The organism is Ruegeria sp. HKCCD7628, assembly GCF_057221005.1.
The window spans coordinates 253594-268376 of record NZ_JBWVBA010000003.1; the positions used below are offsets into that span (position 1 = coordinate 253594).

The window sequence follows — 14783 nt, forward strand, 5'->3', positions numbered from 1 at the left end:
TCGAAATGATCCGGAATTTTCTTCGGGCAGCATTGCTTTCGCTTGGCCTGGCCGCACCTGCGTTCGCCGAAGAGCCGTTTATCGTCGTGCAATCGACCACGTCCACGCAGAACTCGGGGCTTCTGGACTATATCCTGCCGGGGTTCGAGGCCGAAACTGGGATAGACGTGCGTGTGGTGGCTGTGGGCACCGGGCAGGCGATCCGCAATGCGGTCAACGGGGACGGAGACGTTCTGCTGGTCCATGCCAAACAGGCCGAGGATCAGTTCGTCGCCGATGGTTGGGGCGTCGAACGCTTTGACGTCATGTATAACGATTTTGTTTTGGTCGGGCCGAAATCCGACCCGGCCAAGGTGAAAGGCGGCACGGATATCGTGGCGGCTTTGACCGCTGTGGCCGAGGCCGAGGCCCCCTTTGCCTCGCGCGGGGATGACAGCGGCACGCATAAGGCCGAGATGCGCCATTGGACTGCGGCCGAGGTTGATCCCACGGCTGCATCGGGCGCATGGTATCGCGAGACGGGCTCGGGTATGGGGGCGACCCTGAATGTGGCCAGCGGCATGGATGCCTATGTGCTGACCGACCGCGCCACGTGGCAATCCTTTGGCAACAGGGGCAATCTTGAGGTGATGGTCGAGGGCGACCCGCGTCTGTTCAACCAATATGGCGTTATTCTGGTGAACCCGGACAAGCATCCACGTGTTCGGGCTGCAGCGGGCCAGCGGTTCATCGATTGGCTGACCGGGCCGGACGGGCAAGCGGCGATTGCGTCTTACAAGCTGGACGGCCAGCAGTTGTTCTTTCCCAATGCCAGCGGGTCTTAACCGCTGGCTCCGTTGTGATGGATCGTGCCCAGATGGCTTAGGTCATAGCCGCCAAACTCTGCGGCGCGGGCGGCAAATCGGTCGGATTGCACAAAGGCCAGCAGTTTGAGCATCGGTTCGTCGAAATAGGCCCGCCGCCAGATGGCCAGGTCCAACCGTTCAGCATGGGTCGGACAGAAGCCCAGATCATACAGCCCCGCCAGCGCGCCCAGACCAAACCCGGCCTCAGCCTTGCCGTCATGCAGGGCGATGGCCAGCTCTTCCTCGGTACGGGCGCAAGTGGGCAGGGCGTCCAGATCCGCGCGGGTGAGGCCATGTGCCTCCAGTTGCCCGTCAAACAGGCGCTGGCTGGCGGCCGACTCCTGCCGCAGGATCACGCGGCGGCCTTTCAGGTCGGTAAATCCTGAGATGTCACTCACACCCGGAGCCAACAGCAATCCACGCTGACGCTGCGCAACTTCGTACAAAACCACCGGCGCCTCGCCCAACGCACCGCGCAGAGCCCCAAGGTTGAACCCGCCGTCTTCGTGAATATGCAGCGCGGCGGCCTGCGCAGTCCGGTCTTTCAACCGGTTCAGGCCATCGAACGAGCCGTCATAGTACGTCGCCAACCCCGAACCGCTTTCGCGCAGCGCCCAGTCCAGAAGTGGATCATGGCTACCCGCGACAATCGGAGGCAGGGGCGGTTCTGCCACCTGCGGGCCACTGCGCGACGCGTTCAGCCAGGCGATGACCTCGGCGCGGGGAAACAGCAGCTTTCCCATGGCGCGTACGCAGGGCACCTCGCCCGACGAGGCCAGATCATAGGCTTTACGCTCGCCGATACGCAGCAGGTCGGCCAGTTCCTTTGTGGTCAGGAATTCAGGCATTCAGTCGAGGCGCACCGCTGAACCGGTTCCAGCATCGGCGGCACTGAATCCGATCTGATTCAGCACAAAAGGCGCTGCTATTGCAATGACGACCATGGCGGCCACGGCGGCAAGGAAGGCTTTCATCTGTCTCCTCCGGTCTTTCAGTTTTCCGGTGCCGTGGCGCGGCGCAGAAAGGCGATCAAATCGTCCCGGTCGCTGGGCTGCGTGATCCGCTGCATCGGCATCTTCGACCCCGGAATGTAGTGGTCTGGCCCCTCGTCGAAAAGGGCATTTATGGTCTCGTCATTCCAAATGATATCAGAGTCTTGCAGCGTGTCCGAGTAGAAATATCCCGGCAGTGACCCGGCCTTGCGTCCGAACACCCCATGCAGCGTCGGCCCGGCGCGGCGCTGGCCGTCTGGTATCAGGCTATGACAGATCGAACATTTGCGGGCGAACTGCCGTTCACCATTGCTCATCTGATCGGGGTTTTTCAGGAAACTGGGCTCCACGGCGGCCATCTGGTCCTGTTCGCGCAAGGTGGCGATGGGCCAGCTATACATGGCCTCGTCAATCCCGCCTGCATGGATGTTCTGGCCGTCCGGCGAAAAGGCCAGCGCCCAAACTGGCCCGCGCAACGTGGCGCGGAAATCCTGTGCGATGCGCCAATTGACCGTGTCGATGAGCATGATATAGCCTTCGCCATCCCCCACCGCCAACAAGCTGCGATCCGGGCTGAGCGCCAGCGCCAGAATAGGACGGCGGTCGAGGGTGAAATCTCGTTCCTCACCCGTGGTCAGATCGCGAATGCGGGTCACGCCATCGACCGCGCCATAGGCGATCCAGTTGTCTTGCGCGTTCAGGACCAGCTCATTGATGCCAAAGCCATGCTCGACCACACGCAGAGTTTCCTGCCCGCTTGCGACATCCCACAGGCGCAACGCCCCGTCGACCCCGGCGGAATAGAGCTGTGATCCGTCGGGCGTAAACACAACCGCATTGACGCCGCCGCCCGCAGACAGAACCGTGGGGTCCGACCCATCCGCCGGCCAAAGGCCAATTGTGCCGTCCCAACTGGCCGTCGCCACATGGGTTTTCGACGCTGCGATGTGGACGATCTTGCCCTTGTGCTGGCCCACAACCTCTCCGCCCGGCCAGCGGCGCAGGGTGAAATCATCACCTGCGGAATAGATCGCGGTGCCGTTGAAGGCGACTGCGTTTACCGCCGCCTCGTGGCCTTCCAGCCATTCGGGCATCTGGTCGAACCAGAGGCCGACCGAGTTGTCGAAGCTTGCCGTAGCGATCCGCCCATCCGGGGCCGTCGCGATCCCCATGATCGGCCCGCCATGGCCTTTTAGCGTAAAGAACTCGGACCACGCGGGCAGGGGTATCAGCGCAAGGATCAGCGCCAGTACGCGCATCTATTCGGCAGGCGAGGCTGCGCCCTTGGTAGCCTCTTTTTCCTGCACCTCTGCCAGCCACAGCGAATGGTGTTCACGCGCCCACTGTTCCTCGACCTCGCCGGTTTCCATGGCGTCGAAGGCGCCCTCCATTCCCACCGAGCCCAGATAGATATGCGCGATAATGATGGCGATAAAGACATAGGCAATCATCACGTGCCAGATTTGGGCGTATTGCATTTCCTCTTGCGGCGACATTTGCACCGGCAGATTCAGGCCCATTGCCTGAGGCAACCCGGTTGCATTGGCGATCTGGAATGTTTTGGCAAACAGGGGCATCTCGAACGGAAACAACAGGGACAAACCCGACAGGCTGATCGACACGCCAAGCAAAATGCAGGCCCAGAAAATGACCTTTTGCCCTGCATTGAATTTCTTGGCTGGAGGATGACTGTTTTTGGTGAAAAGCCCACCGCCAGCGGCCAACCACTTTAGGTCGGTACGGTTTGGGATGTTATGGGCGATCCAGTTTACAGTGACGATGACAAGGCCCAGCATGAAGGCCCATGCCAAGTTGTTATGAAGCCATTTGCAGGCTTGCGCGATCGTCGCAAAGCCTTCTTTTCCAAAGATTGGGATTAGAAAGTCTCGACCGTAAAGCGTCAGCAAGCCAGTGAGCCCGAGGATCAAAAACGATCCGGCGAAAAGCCAGTGGCCAAACCGTTCGAAACCGTTGAAACGCGTGACTGTGCGGCCTGTTTTTTCGCCATCAATGCGGATTTTTCCGCGGATCAGGAAAAACAACAAGATTACTGCAGCCATGCCTGCGATGATGTAAGTGCCGTATTCGCGCAGAGGTCCGGTGCGGAAAGCCCACCACCACATGCCACCATCTTGGATCAAGACGCTTGCAGCAGGTCCTTTTGATGAAACGGTCACATCCGCCGAACCGTATCGAAGAGCGCGATAGACGTCACTGTCGGACGCCACGCCGCGTGTTCCAAACTGGCCCAACAATCCTTCGACGTTACCCTGTCCAGTGTTTTCAGACCGATAGGTATTGTCGACTTTCTCACCACGTTGACGGGCAAGAATGTCTTCAAGCGTTGTCGCTCCACCTGTCGACGTGCGCTCGTTCGCGGCAGGAGCGTCGGTGTCACTTGATTGTGCAATGGCTACGTTTGCCATCGTAAAAGTTAGCAACAATGCGGTGAGTAAGCGGAACATCTGAACCTCGGTCATAAATCCAGTTCAGACGACCCACGCATGCGGGTCGTCTGTTTGGTTCAATAAGACGAACTTAGCCGTCTTTCTGGTCGTAGGCGGTGCCCCAACCCCACGCGCCCGAGCCAAACCCGCGTGCCACAACGCGTTCGCGGTAGATGGCCGAGACCACGTCGCCGTCACCGGCAAGCAGGGCCTTGGTGGAACACATCTCGGCGCAGATAGGCAGTTTGCCCTCGGCGATCCGGTTGCGACCATATTTGGCGAACTCTGCGGTCGAGTGCGTTTCTTCGGGACCACCGGCACAGAAGGTACATTTATCCATCTTGCCGCGTGATCCGAAGTTGCCCGCCTGCGGGTATTGCGGCGCACCGAACGGGCACGCGTAGAAGCAATAGCCGCAGCCAATGCACAGGTCTTTGGAGTGCAGGACGACCCCTTCTTCGTTTTGATAGAAGCAGTCGACCGGGCACACCGCCATGCAAGGCGCATCCGAACAATGCATACAGGCCACCGAGATCGAGCGTTCGCCCGGGTTGCCGTCATTGATCGTCACCACCCTGCGGCGGTTGATGCCCCATGGCACCTCGTGCTCGTTTTTACACGCGGTGACACAGGCGTTGCACTCGATGCAGCGTTCAGCGTCGCAGAGAAACTTTGCTCTAGCCATTTTCGTCCTCCTTTACGCTGCCGAGATCTTGCAGAGAGTACATTTGGTCTCCTGCATCTGGGTTACTGAGTCGTAGCCATAGGTCTGGGCGGTGTTAGAACTTTCACCCAAGACATAGGGGTCTGCACCTGCGGGGTATTTGTGCCGCTGATCCTCGCCCTGGAAATGGCCGCCAAAGTGGAACGGCATAAAGGCCACGCCGGCGCCAACCCTGTTGGTCAACATCGCCATCACCTTGACCTTTCCGCCCTCAGGACCTTCGACCCAGACCTGTGATCCGTCACGAATACCAAGGTTGTTGGCATCGCGGGGGTTGATCTCGACGAACATGTCCTGCTGAAGCTCGGCCAGCCATGGGTTCGACCGGGTTTCATCACCGCCGCCTTCATATTCGACCAGACGACCTGACGTCAGGATTATCGGATAATCCTTTGAAAAGTCGTTCTTTTGGATCGAAGCATAAAGGGTGGGTAGACGATAAGCCTGACGGTCCTCGTAGGTCGGATAGTCCTCCACCAGATCGCGCCGGTTGGTATATAGCGGCTCGCGGTGCAGTGGGATCGGATCCGGGAAGGTCCAGACGACCGCGCGGGCTTTGGCGTTCCCGAAGGGCGCACAGCCATGCTTGATCGCAACCCGCTGGATACCGCCGGAGAGGTCGGTCTTCCAATTGGTTTCAGGACCCGCAACAGCGTCAATCGCCGCGCGTTCCTCGGCTGTCAGATCGCCATCCCAGCCAAGATCCATCAGCATCTGCATCGTGAATTCCGGATAACCATCCTGAATTTCCGATCCAACGCTATAGACCCCTTCGGCCAGCAGGTTGTCACCATCGCGTTCCACACCGAAACGGGCGCGGAAAGTCAGGCCGCCTTCGGCCACCGGTTTGGACATGTCATAGAGGTTCGGTGTCCCCGTATGACCCATCTCCGGCGTGCCCCAGCAGGGCCACGGAAGGCCGTAGTATTCGCCGTCGTTGGGTCCACCGATGGCTTGCAGCGTGGTTCTGTCGAACGTGTGCTGGTTGGCCATGTGGCTTTTCAGACGTTCCGGCGACTGCCCGGTATAGCCGATGGTCCAGAGGCCCGAGTTGAATTCACGCGTGATGCTTTCAACATTCGGGGTCTCGGCATCTTCCATCTCGATATTACGGAAGAAGCGGTCCGCCCAGCCGAACTTGTTGGCGAACTTGGCCATGATGACCTCGTCCGGCAAGCTTTCGAACAGCGGATCAACCACCTTGTCGCGCCACTGCAGCGACCGGTTCGATGCCGTGGCCGAGCCACGTGTTTCGAACTGCGTACAGGCGGGCAACAGGTAGACGCCGTCGGTGCGGTCATGCAGCACGGCCGAGACGGTGGGGTACGGGTCGATCACGACCAGCATGTCCAGCTTCTCCATCGCCGTCTTCATTTCCGTCATCCGGGTCTGCGAGTTGGGCGCGTGGCCCCACAGAACCATGGCACGGACATTATTGTCCTGATCCATGTTGGCTGGGTCTTCCAGAACACCATCGATCCAACGGGAGACCGGGATGCCGCGCTCGTTCTGAAGCGGCTTGTCCTTGCCTTCCTTGTCCTTGATCGTGGCGAACTGACCCGCTAGCCATTCAGGGTCTTCACCCCAGACACGCGCCCAGTGGCCCCAAGCACCCTTGGACAGGCCATAGTAGCCGGGCAGGGTGTGGGACAGAACACCAAGGTCTGTTGCGCCCTGCACGTTGTCGTGGCCGCGGAAGATGTTGGTGCCACCACCCGATGTGCCCATGTTGCCAAGCGCAAGCTGAAGCACGCAGTACGCGCGGGTGTTGTTGTTGCCGTTGGTGTGCTGTGTACCACCCATGCACCATACGACGGTGCCAGGACGGTTGTTCACCATGGTCCGGGCGACGCGGCGCAGCTGCGAGCCGGGCGTACCGGTGACGCGCTCAACCTCGTCGGGGTTCCACTTGGCAACCTCTTCGCGGATCTGGTCCATACCCCAGACACGGGTGCGGATGAACTCTTTGTCCTCCCAGCCGTTGTCGAAGATGTGCCACAGGATGCCCCAGACCAGTGCAACGTCGGTGCCGGGGCGGAAACGGACATATTCATCCGCGTGGGCCGCGGTGCGCGTAAAGCGCGGGTCGCAGACGATCAGAGGGGCGTTGTTTTGCTCTTTCGCACGCAGGATATGCAGCAACGAGACGGGGTGCGCCTCGGCCGGGTTACCACCGATGATAAAGATGGCCCGGCTGTTGTGCATGTCGTTGTACGAGTTGGTCATGGCGCCATAGCCCCATGTGTTCGCAACGCCCGCAACAGTGGTTGAGTGGCAGATACGGGCCTGATGGTCCACGTTGTTCGTGCCCCAGTAGGCGGCGAACTTGCGGAACAGATAAGCCTGTTCGTTATTGTGTTTCGCAGAACCCAGCCAGTACACGCTGTCCGGCCCGGATTCCTGGCGGATGTTCATCATGCCGTCGCCGATCTCGTCGATCGCCTGTTCCCAGCTGATGCGCTTCCACTCTCCGCCTTCCTTTTTCATCGGGTACTTAAGGCGGCGTTCGCCATGAGCGTGCTCGCGGACCGAGGCCCCCTTGGCGCAGTGCGCACCCAGGTTGAACGGGCTGTCCCAGCCGGGTTCCTGCCCGACCCAGACGCCATTCTGCACTTCGGCAACGACGGTACAGCCAACCGAGCAGTGGGTGCATACGGATTTGATGTTTTCAACGGCCTTGTTCGCCGCTGTCTGGGCACTGGCTGGCGTCACGGTTCCACCCGTGGCGCTGATCGCGGCAAGGCCGCCGATCGTCAGGCCCGAGCCACGCAGGAATGCGCGGCGATCGACGGTTTTCTCGCCGACCTGGGACAGGATACTTGTCCGCTGGGGGCGTCTCGCAACCCCGTTGGTCTTTTTCCTAAGCATTACTTTCCTCCCTTGCGTGCCGTGTCAGCCACGGCTGCTTGGTACTTCGCAAAACCGACGTCAGGGCCAATCGCAACCGTCTGTCGGGTGGTGAAAACGTCCGATCCTAGAACCGGGTGCTTTCCAGATATGCGCGTGTATGCGCGGTGTCCTGCATCCGGGTTTCGTCCGTGGGCAGCTCAGCTGCCTCGGCCTTTCCGGTCAGGCTGGCTGCGGCGACAGCAGCGGGTGCTGCGGTTCCGGCCAGTTTGAGGAAGTCGCGGCGCGTTGCACCTTCTTCCTTGGTCTTGCTCATGGGGTTCTCCTTTCCCATTTGCAGTTTAACGCCCCGCAAGGGACGCTGGCGAATGACAACGTCTCACGCTGCCGACATTCGGAAAGCTTCGCGCTCGATCTCCATGAAGACCCGACCGGCAGTGCCGACCGAGGCATAGAGGACCGAGTTCTCGGCGCCTTCCAAATCCGAATAGAAATGCGTGGCCCAAGGGCCGATATGTTTGTTCCAGAACGCTTTCTGGTCTTCCAAAGACGCGGGCGGGCCGAACCGGCCGACGATCATCCCCGCCATCATCTCCATCAACGAGGCGATGTTGTCTTCGGGTTCATAGACGTTTTGCGCCCGGGTAATACCGCGCACGGCCATGTCATTGCGCAGCTGTGCCAATGGTTTCTCGTTCAGGAATCCGGTCAGGTAAAAGCTGGCATAGGGCAGAAGCTCTCCGCGTCCCAACCCAATGAACAGTGCGTTGAACTCACGTTCAGCAGCCGCAGGTTTGGTGACTTTGGCCACCCGAGCCATCGCCTGAATAGCCTGACCCAGATCGCTGTCATCGCCGCTGAGGCCCACCATCTGGTCCAGCAGCATCTGATCTGGCGGACCGGCCAACAGCAGGCCCAGAAAGTTATAGAAATCCGCGCGCAGGCGATCCTCGGCCGAGACATCCATCTGTTGCGCTTCACTTGCGGTCATTCGGTTATCCTTCGAATTCAAATTTCATGCGGCGCGGGGCAGGGGCGACTTCCGCCTCCTCCGGCGCGTCTGGTTCTATTTCAGCCAAGAGAACGGGCTCTGGGTCGGGGGTGTCGATCTCTTCGGGTTCAGGCTGAGGCTCCTCGGCCTCGACCTCGATATCGGAATCTTCCGCCTCGACTTCGGCCTTGGCGGCCAGCGCTTCGACATGAGCCAACATGCCCTTGCCGACCTGATAGGCGGTCTGCAGGTTTTCGATCACACAGGCCGCGTCGGTATAGTCTTCGCCATAATCGACCAGCCCATCGACATTGGCCAACACCGGGTTCAGCCGCCACAACCTGCGCAGGGCGCGGCGGCGAAGACGGTCGGGAACGGCTTTGGCCATAAAGCCCGAGACGTCATCGCCCGCTTGCAACTGATCGGGATCGGGGAGGTTAAGCTCGGCCAGAATCTCGGCGTCGGTCTTTTCCTCAAGCTCGGCGCGCTGGTCTGCGATCACCTGTTCTTCGGCTGCGATTACTTCGGCCTCAGCCTCGGCCTGAACGGCGGCTTTGCGGCGGGACCAGAAATCGCGGGCTTCAGTCATTGTATGATCCTCCGCGGGGCGCGGTAAACATCGGACTCTTGCCGTATGCGCGCATCGCCTTTGCCATCTTCGACCAAATCAGTGCGTTTCTTGTCGCGCTTGCGTTTAACGAAGACTTCATCGCGGTGATGTTCCAACGCGAAATCCCGTACCCAGGCGATCAGCCCGTCGGTCATTGGAATTTTCTCGACAATCTCTTCGCCGGTATCCGCGTAATCCTGCCCTTCATAGGGTGAGGCTGTAACCAGCACAGCATCCATCGGGCGTTGCCCGTCCAGCGCATCCCGCAGCACAAGGTATATCGAGGGCGTGCCGTCGGACAGGTTGACCATATACGCCTCGGTCTCATCCGCCCACAGCGTCAGGGGCAGGGTGGCCGCGTGGTATTCCACAGCTTCGCCTTCCCGGCGCATTTCGTGCCAATCGGCAGGGCCCGCACCGGGCAACACCGCAATCGCACGCCAGTTCCATTTCGCCCAGCGAGTGACACCGGGTGTTTTGCGCACAACAACGCCTATCGGCATTTCAATCTGAGTAGCGGCCTTCGCCACGTAAATCCTCCCCGGAAGGCTCTCCCCTGCCTTCCCCGTGTCCACTATGGTACACAAAATGATCTTCTGCCAAGTCCAAGCACTACGACTTTAGTCGCATACGTCGATAGCGAGTTCGTGAGGGGCCTTGTTCCCGGGTAGAAAAACAGGGTTGTGTAGCGCGTCCGGGGGTTGGATTTGGCGTGTTTGCGATGGGGTTTACATTGCCGTCCCCCGAATACAGCCTACTGTGCTGTGAGATGGCGCGACATCCGGGGAGGGGATATGAGCACCAAACTACTATTATGCGACTGCGCGGGCACTCAGCGCGTGGACGCAGACAAGATGGCATCCGCCTGCGATGCGACATGTTCCAAGGTCCACACGGCGCTGTGTACGCGCGAGTTGGATACAGCTGCGAATTTTATGCAAGACGGTGACGTGATCGTCGCCTGTGGGCAAGAGCAGGAAGTTTTTCGCAACTTGGCCGATGAGCTTGGGGTCGAGGCACCTGGTTTCGTCGATCTACGTGACCGCGCGGGATGGTCGGATGAGGGCGCGGATGCCGCCCCCAAGATGGCTGCGCTGGCGGCCGAGGCGCTGTTGCCGCAGCCGATCACGCCCGGCGGGGATGTCGTCAGCGAAGGCACGTGTTTTATCATCGGCCCCGGCGCGGTGGCGTTTGATCTGGCCGAGCGTCTTTCGCCTACCTTGGCCGTCACGGTCCTGAGCACCGACGATAGCGAGCCGATGTCGCGCGCCTATGATGTGGTGCGCGGGCGCGTTCGGTCGCTGACCGGTGCTTTGGGCGGATTTTCCCTGCGGCTGGATGCGCTACAACAGTTAGAACCCGGCGGGCGCGGGGCGTTTGCATGGTCTGAACCGCGCGACGGGGCGGGCTCCTCCTGCGATATCGTGCTGGATCTGACCGGTGATACGCCTTTCGTGCAGGCCCCTGCCAAGCGCGAGGGGTATCTGAGGGCCGATCCCAAGGATACGGTCGCCGTTGAACGCCTGGCCTTTGAGGCCGCGCAACTGGTCGGCACCTTTGAAAAACCTCTTTATGTGCGGATGGAGGAAACCCTCTGCGCCCATTCCCGCGCCGAACAGGTAGGGTGTTCGAACTGTCTGGACATCTGCCCGACTGGTGCGATCACCTCTGCGGGTGAACATGTGGCTATCGATCCTATGATCTGTGCCGGATGCGGAGAATGCGCGGCGGTTTGCCCCTCGACGGCGATCACCTACGAAGACCCGCCGGTTGCAGCACTTTTGTCCCGGATGCACATTCTGGCGCGCACTTATCGACGGGCCGAGGGACAAGCGCCCCGGCTGCTGGTTCATGATGCCCACGGGGCTGAAATGATCCGACTGTCCGCCCGCTTTGGTCGCGGTTTGCCTGCCGACGTGATCCCATTGGAACTGAACGTGATCTCGGGGTTTGGCCATTCCGAAATGCTGGCCGCGCTGGCCCATGGGTTTGCTCGTGTGGATGTCTTGCTGGCACCAACGACCGAGCGGGACGCGTTGGATCGTGAACTGGCACTGGCCGAGGCCATAGCAGGCGCGGGGAAGCTGGGCCTGATTGATCAGGCTGATCCGGATGCGATGTCTGACGAACTATACGCACAGGACGTACCAGAGCCTTTGGCCGATCCGGTGCTTCCCTTGGGAAACCGGCGTCAAATCGCACGCTTGGCCGCGCAGGCGCTCAACCCTCAGGCCGAAGCTCCGTTGCCATTGCCCGAAGATGCGCCTTACGGAGCGGTGGCGGTGAACACAGACAGTTGCACGCTGTGCCTAAGCTGCGTGTCGCTCTGCCCGTCGGGGGCGTTGATCGACAACCCTGACATGCCGCAGTTGAACTTCCAGCAGGATGCCTGCCTGCAATGCGGTATGTGCCGAACAATCTGCCCCGAGGACGCGATCACGCTGGTCCCGCAACTGGACCTGAGCGATGCCGCCCTGTCTCAGCAGGTGTTGAACGAGGAAGAACCATTTGCATGCGTCGAATGTGGCGCGCTGTTCGGTGTGAAATCCACGGTCGAACGGATCATGGAGAAGCTGTCGGGCACGCATCCGATGTTTGCCACCTCGGACAAGGCGCGGATGATCCAGATGTGCGATAACTGCCGTGTGAACGCGCAGTTCCAGCAACAGGACAACCCGTTCCAGTCTGCGCCGCGTCCCAAGGTTGTTACGACCGAGGATTATTTCACAAAGCGCAAGGATCACTGAAGCTGCAACGGTGCGCCCAGATCCGCGGCTTTGATGACCGATACAAAGGCCAGTATCGCCTCCAACTCGTCCAGCGTCATCTGGACGGGGTGGATGGGCGAGGGGCGTTCGGGGTCAAAGGGCAATGTCAGCCCGTCGATCTGGGTAAAGGCGGGGTGTGGGTTCAGGGCAAAGAACGCCTCGAATCGTTCCGACCAGTCGGGCATGGCGCGCAGGACTGCAAAGGATGGCGTCGAGCCCAGCCCATTCATGCGGTTTTGCGGGCCGATCACGTGGCACCGCCCGCAATGAGTCATCGACAGCTCTTCTCCCCATGCGGCGTCGCCATCAACAACCACCTCTTCCTGCACCGCGGCAACTTCGAACTCGGCCGAGAAGGGCGCGCCGGTTTCCGGAGCAAACCCTTCAACCGTGCGCTTGCCGATATCGGACAGCAGCCAGTCGCGGAAACGTTCGTGTTTGGCATCCTCGCCGATCCTGAGGTGATAGATCACACCGTCGCGGGCAAAGACCGGATCACCCGGCGGGCCGCTTTCCAACACCAAAACGCCGGTATCATCCGCAATAACGCGTATCCCGGTCTTGAGCGAGAAGCGCGGAAGAATATGTTGCAACAGACCAGAATCGGCAACCTCGGGCGGGGCAGCCAGTCCCAGCGCCTCTTGCGACCAAGAGGGGGTGGCGGAGAGCGTCAGGCTCAGGCACAAAAGGATAACGCGCATGGGGTCAGCCTAACGGCAGCGCCCCGATTGCGTCAAATAAACTGAATGAGACGGAGACACATGCAATGAAAATCAACCACTTGGTTGGATCGACACACGGAGAAAAGGCATGAGTGTTCGTGACGCAATTCTGGCGAACCTGAAGAAAATCACCGATCCCATGTCCGGACAAGACATTGTCAGCGCCGGGATCGTGCGTGCCCTGAATGTCGAAGGTGACACCGTACGCTTCGTGATGGAGATCGACCCTAAGAACGCCGACAAGATGGAACCCGTGCGCGCAGCGGCCGAGCAGGCCGCGCAGATGGTTGATGGTGTGTCCAAGGTCTCGGCCATGCTGACCGCGCATTCCGACAAGGCACCGCCGGATCTGAAGCCGAAACCCAAACCTTCGCAAACAGGTCCGCAGCCGGTGGCGGGCGTGGATCGCATCATCGCCGTGGCCTCGGGTAAGGGGGGTGTCGGTAAATCGACCGTGTCCGCGAACCTCGCCTGTGCGCTGGCCGCCGAGGGGCGGCGCGTGGGTCTGTTGGATGCGGATGTGTACGGCCCTTCGCAGCCCCGGATGCTGGGTGTTTCGGGTCGTCCGGCCAGCCCGGATGGCAAGACGATTCTGCCGTTACGCAATCACGGCGTCACCATGATGTCCATGGGGCTGATGACCAACGAAGGGCAGGCGGTTGTCTGGCGAGGTCCGATGCTGATGGGCGCGTTGCAGCAGATGATGAACCAGGTGCAATGGGGCGCGTTGGATGTGCTGATCGTCGACCTGCCGCCCGGCACCGGTGACGTGCAACTGACGCTGAGCCAAAAGTTCCAGGTGGATGGCGCGATTGTTGTGTCGACCCCGCAGGACGTAGCCCTGATCGATGCCCGCAAGGGGATCGACATGTTCAACCAGTTGAAAACGCCCATCGTCGGCATGATCGAGAACATGTCCACCCATATCTGTTCGAATTGCGGGCATGAGGAACATGTGTTCGGCCATGGTGGTGTCAAATCCGAGGCTGAATCGCTGGGTGTACCGCTGCTGGGGGAAATCCCGTTGCATCTGGACATTCGCGTGGCCGCTGATGGGGGAGCGCCCATCGTGGTCAGCAAACCCGACAGCCCGCAGGCCGACGCGTTCCGCAAAATCGCCCGCGACTTGATCGCCAAGGGAAACGCATGAGCGAGCCGGTTTTTCCCCCTCTGTTGGTCGGTCACCCGGTGCAGGGGGGACAAGATCCGTTTCAGCGCGCGCAAGCCATGGCCGCGCTGGGATGCGATGCGGGCACCGTGGTTTACAACATTCAGGCTGACCGCTTACGCGTGGCTATCGTCTTTGCACCCGAAGTTCCGCTGCAGGACGCGATGGCGATGTTGCCGCTCTGTGCCGTGGGGTTTCAGAACGCACTGGGCGCGCTGGCCCCGCCCGAGGTGGCGGTCCATCTGGACTGGGACGGCCCGATCTGTGTGAACGGGGCTAAATGTGGGATGTTTCAGGTCACGGCCTCAAGCACCGCGCCCGAGGAAGAGCCCGATTGGCTGATCGTCGGCTGGGAACTGGCACTGCTGCAAACCAGCGATGCGCCCGGTGAAAACCCAGATATTACAGCGCTTTATGATGAGGGCTGTGCTGAGGTGTCGCCGACTCAACTGGTTGAAAGCTGGTCGAGGCATATGCTGACATGGCTCAACCGCTGGCAAGAGGACGGAAATGCGCCGCTTCATGCCGAATGGATGGGGCTGCTACGCGGGGTGGGCGAACCCTATGACACAGGTGTCTTTCTGGGCGCCGACGAGCGGTTCGGAATGCTGATCCGCGACGGTGCCGAAACAACCCTGCGCCCCTTGACGGATCTACTGGAGAACTAAA

The 14783-nt window shown here is 60.4% G+C and carries 14 protein-coding genes and 1 pseudogene; 4 read left to right on the forward strand and 11 right to left on the reverse strand.

Going from position 1 to position 14783, the window contains the following annotated elements; genetic code table 11:
• The first annotated feature begins 5 nt into the window (after nucleotides 1–5).
• A complete protein-coding gene (locus AC2TAD_RS09765) occupies nucleotides 6–824 on the forward strand; it encodes an ABC transporter substrate-binding protein (RefSeq protein WP_480867404.1) in 819 nt (272 codons plus the stop codon).
• On the opposite strand, the gene AC2TAD_RS09770 is transcribed toward AC2TAD_RS09765, so the two are convergent.
• The 10 genes and pseudogenes from AC2TAD_RS09770 to AC2TAD_RS09815 all read right to left on the reverse strand — a co-directional run bounded on the left by AC2TAD_RS09770 (nucleotide 821) and on the right by AC2TAD_RS09815 (nucleotide 9986).
• Nucleotides 821–1693 (reverse strand): substrate-binding domain-containing protein, encoded by an 873-nt coding sequence (locus AC2TAD_RS09770; RefSeq protein ID WP_480867406.1) that lies wholly within the window; start codon nucleotides 1691–1693, stop codon nucleotides 821–823. The genes AC2TAD_RS09765 and AC2TAD_RS09770 overlap by 4 nt on opposite strands.
• The gene (locus AC2TAD_RS09775; protein ID WP_269149587.1) at nucleotides 1694–1819 is read right to left on the reverse strand and encodes a hypothetical protein; all 126 of its coding nucleotides are present in this window, start codon (nucleotides 1817–1819) and stop codon (nucleotides 1694–1696) included. It abuts the gene before it with no gap.
• Nucleotides 1820–1836: 17 nt separating this feature from the next.
• The gene (locus AC2TAD_RS09780; protein ID WP_480867407.1) at nucleotides 1837–3096 is read right to left on the reverse strand and encodes a c-type cytochrome; all 1260 of its coding nucleotides are present in this window, start codon (nucleotides 3094–3096) and stop codon (nucleotides 1837–1839) included.
• Nucleotides 3097–4302: a formate dehydrogenase subunit gamma gene (locus AC2TAD_RS09785; RefSeq protein ID WP_480867409.1), complete on the reverse strand. Its 1206-nt coding sequence runs from the start codon at nucleotides 4300–4302 to the stop codon at nucleotides 3097–3099.
• 73 nt (nucleotides 4303–4375) lie between these two features.
• The gene (fdh3B, locus tag AC2TAD_RS09790; RefSeq protein WP_037307340.1) at nucleotides 4376–4969 is read right to left on the reverse strand and encodes a formate dehydrogenase FDH3 subunit beta; all 594 of its coding nucleotides are present in this window, start codon (nucleotides 4967–4969) and stop codon (nucleotides 4376–4378) included.
• Between the two features lie 12 nt (nucleotides 4970–4981).
• A complete protein-coding gene (locus AC2TAD_RS09795; RefSeq protein ID WP_480867411.1) occupies nucleotides 4982–7876 on the reverse strand; it encodes a formate dehydrogenase subunit alpha in 2895 nt (964 codons plus the stop codon).
• A gap of 106 nt (nucleotides 7877–7982) precedes the next feature.
• Nucleotides 7983–8171 carry a ubiquinol-cytochrome c reductase iron-sulfur subunit N-terminal domain-containing protein gene (locus tag AC2TAD_RS09800; protein ID WP_353393099.1) on the reverse strand — a complete coding sequence of 63 codons (189 nt, stop codon included), beginning with the start codon at nucleotides 8169–8171 and terminating at the stop codon, nucleotides 7983–7985.
• Nucleotides 8172–8234: 63 nt separating this feature from the next.
• Entirely contained in the window at nucleotides 8235–8846 is a 612-nt protein-coding gene (locus AC2TAD_RS09805; RefSeq protein WP_480867413.1) for a TorD/DmsD family molecular chaperone, read from the reverse strand.
• 4 nt (nucleotides 8847–8850) lie between these two features.
• A pseudogene (locus AC2TAD_RS09810) lies at nucleotides 8851–9447 on the reverse strand (DUF3306 domain-containing protein); the annotation flags it as partial.
• Nucleotides 9432–9986: a DUF3305 domain-containing protein gene (locus AC2TAD_RS09815; RefSeq protein ID WP_170352885.1), complete on the reverse strand. Its 555-nt coding sequence runs from the start codon at nucleotides 9984–9986 to the stop codon at nucleotides 9432–9434. The gene AC2TAD_RS09815 and the pseudogene AC2TAD_RS09810, both read right to left, overlap by 16 nt.
• Before the next feature lie 264 nt (nucleotides 9987–10250).
• Here AC2TAD_RS09815 and AC2TAD_RS09820 point away from each other — a divergent pair, with 264 nt between their 5' ends.
• Complete coding sequence (locus AC2TAD_RS09820) at nucleotides 10251–12203, forward strand: 4Fe-4S binding protein (protein ID WP_480867414.1); 1953 nt, start codon at nucleotides 10251–10253, stop codon at nucleotides 12201–12203.
• Here the strand turns inward: AC2TAD_RS09820 and AC2TAD_RS09825 are convergent.
• On the reverse strand, nucleotides 12197–12925 hold the full coding sequence (locus AC2TAD_RS09825; RefSeq protein WP_170352887.1) for a hypothetical protein: 729 nt from the start codon (nucleotides 12923–12925) through the stop codon (nucleotides 12197–12199). The genes AC2TAD_RS09820 and AC2TAD_RS09825 overlap by 7 nt on opposite strands.
• A 109-nt stretch (nucleotides 12926–13034) precedes the next feature.
• Between AC2TAD_RS09825 and AC2TAD_RS09830 the strand changes: the two genes are divergently transcribed.
• Complete coding sequence (locus tag AC2TAD_RS09830; protein WP_480867416.1) at nucleotides 13035–14096, forward strand: Mrp/NBP35 family ATP-binding protein; 1062 nt, start codon at nucleotides 13035–13037, stop codon at nucleotides 14094–14096.
• Nucleotides 14093–14782 (forward strand): biotin/lipoate--protein ligase family protein, encoded by a 690-nt coding sequence (locus AC2TAD_RS09835; protein WP_480867418.1) that lies wholly within the window; start codon nucleotides 14093–14095, stop codon nucleotides 14780–14782. Before AC2TAD_RS09830 ends, AC2TAD_RS09835 begins: the two co-directional genes overlap by 4 nt.
• The last annotated feature ends 1 nt before the right edge of the window (nucleotide 14783 follow it).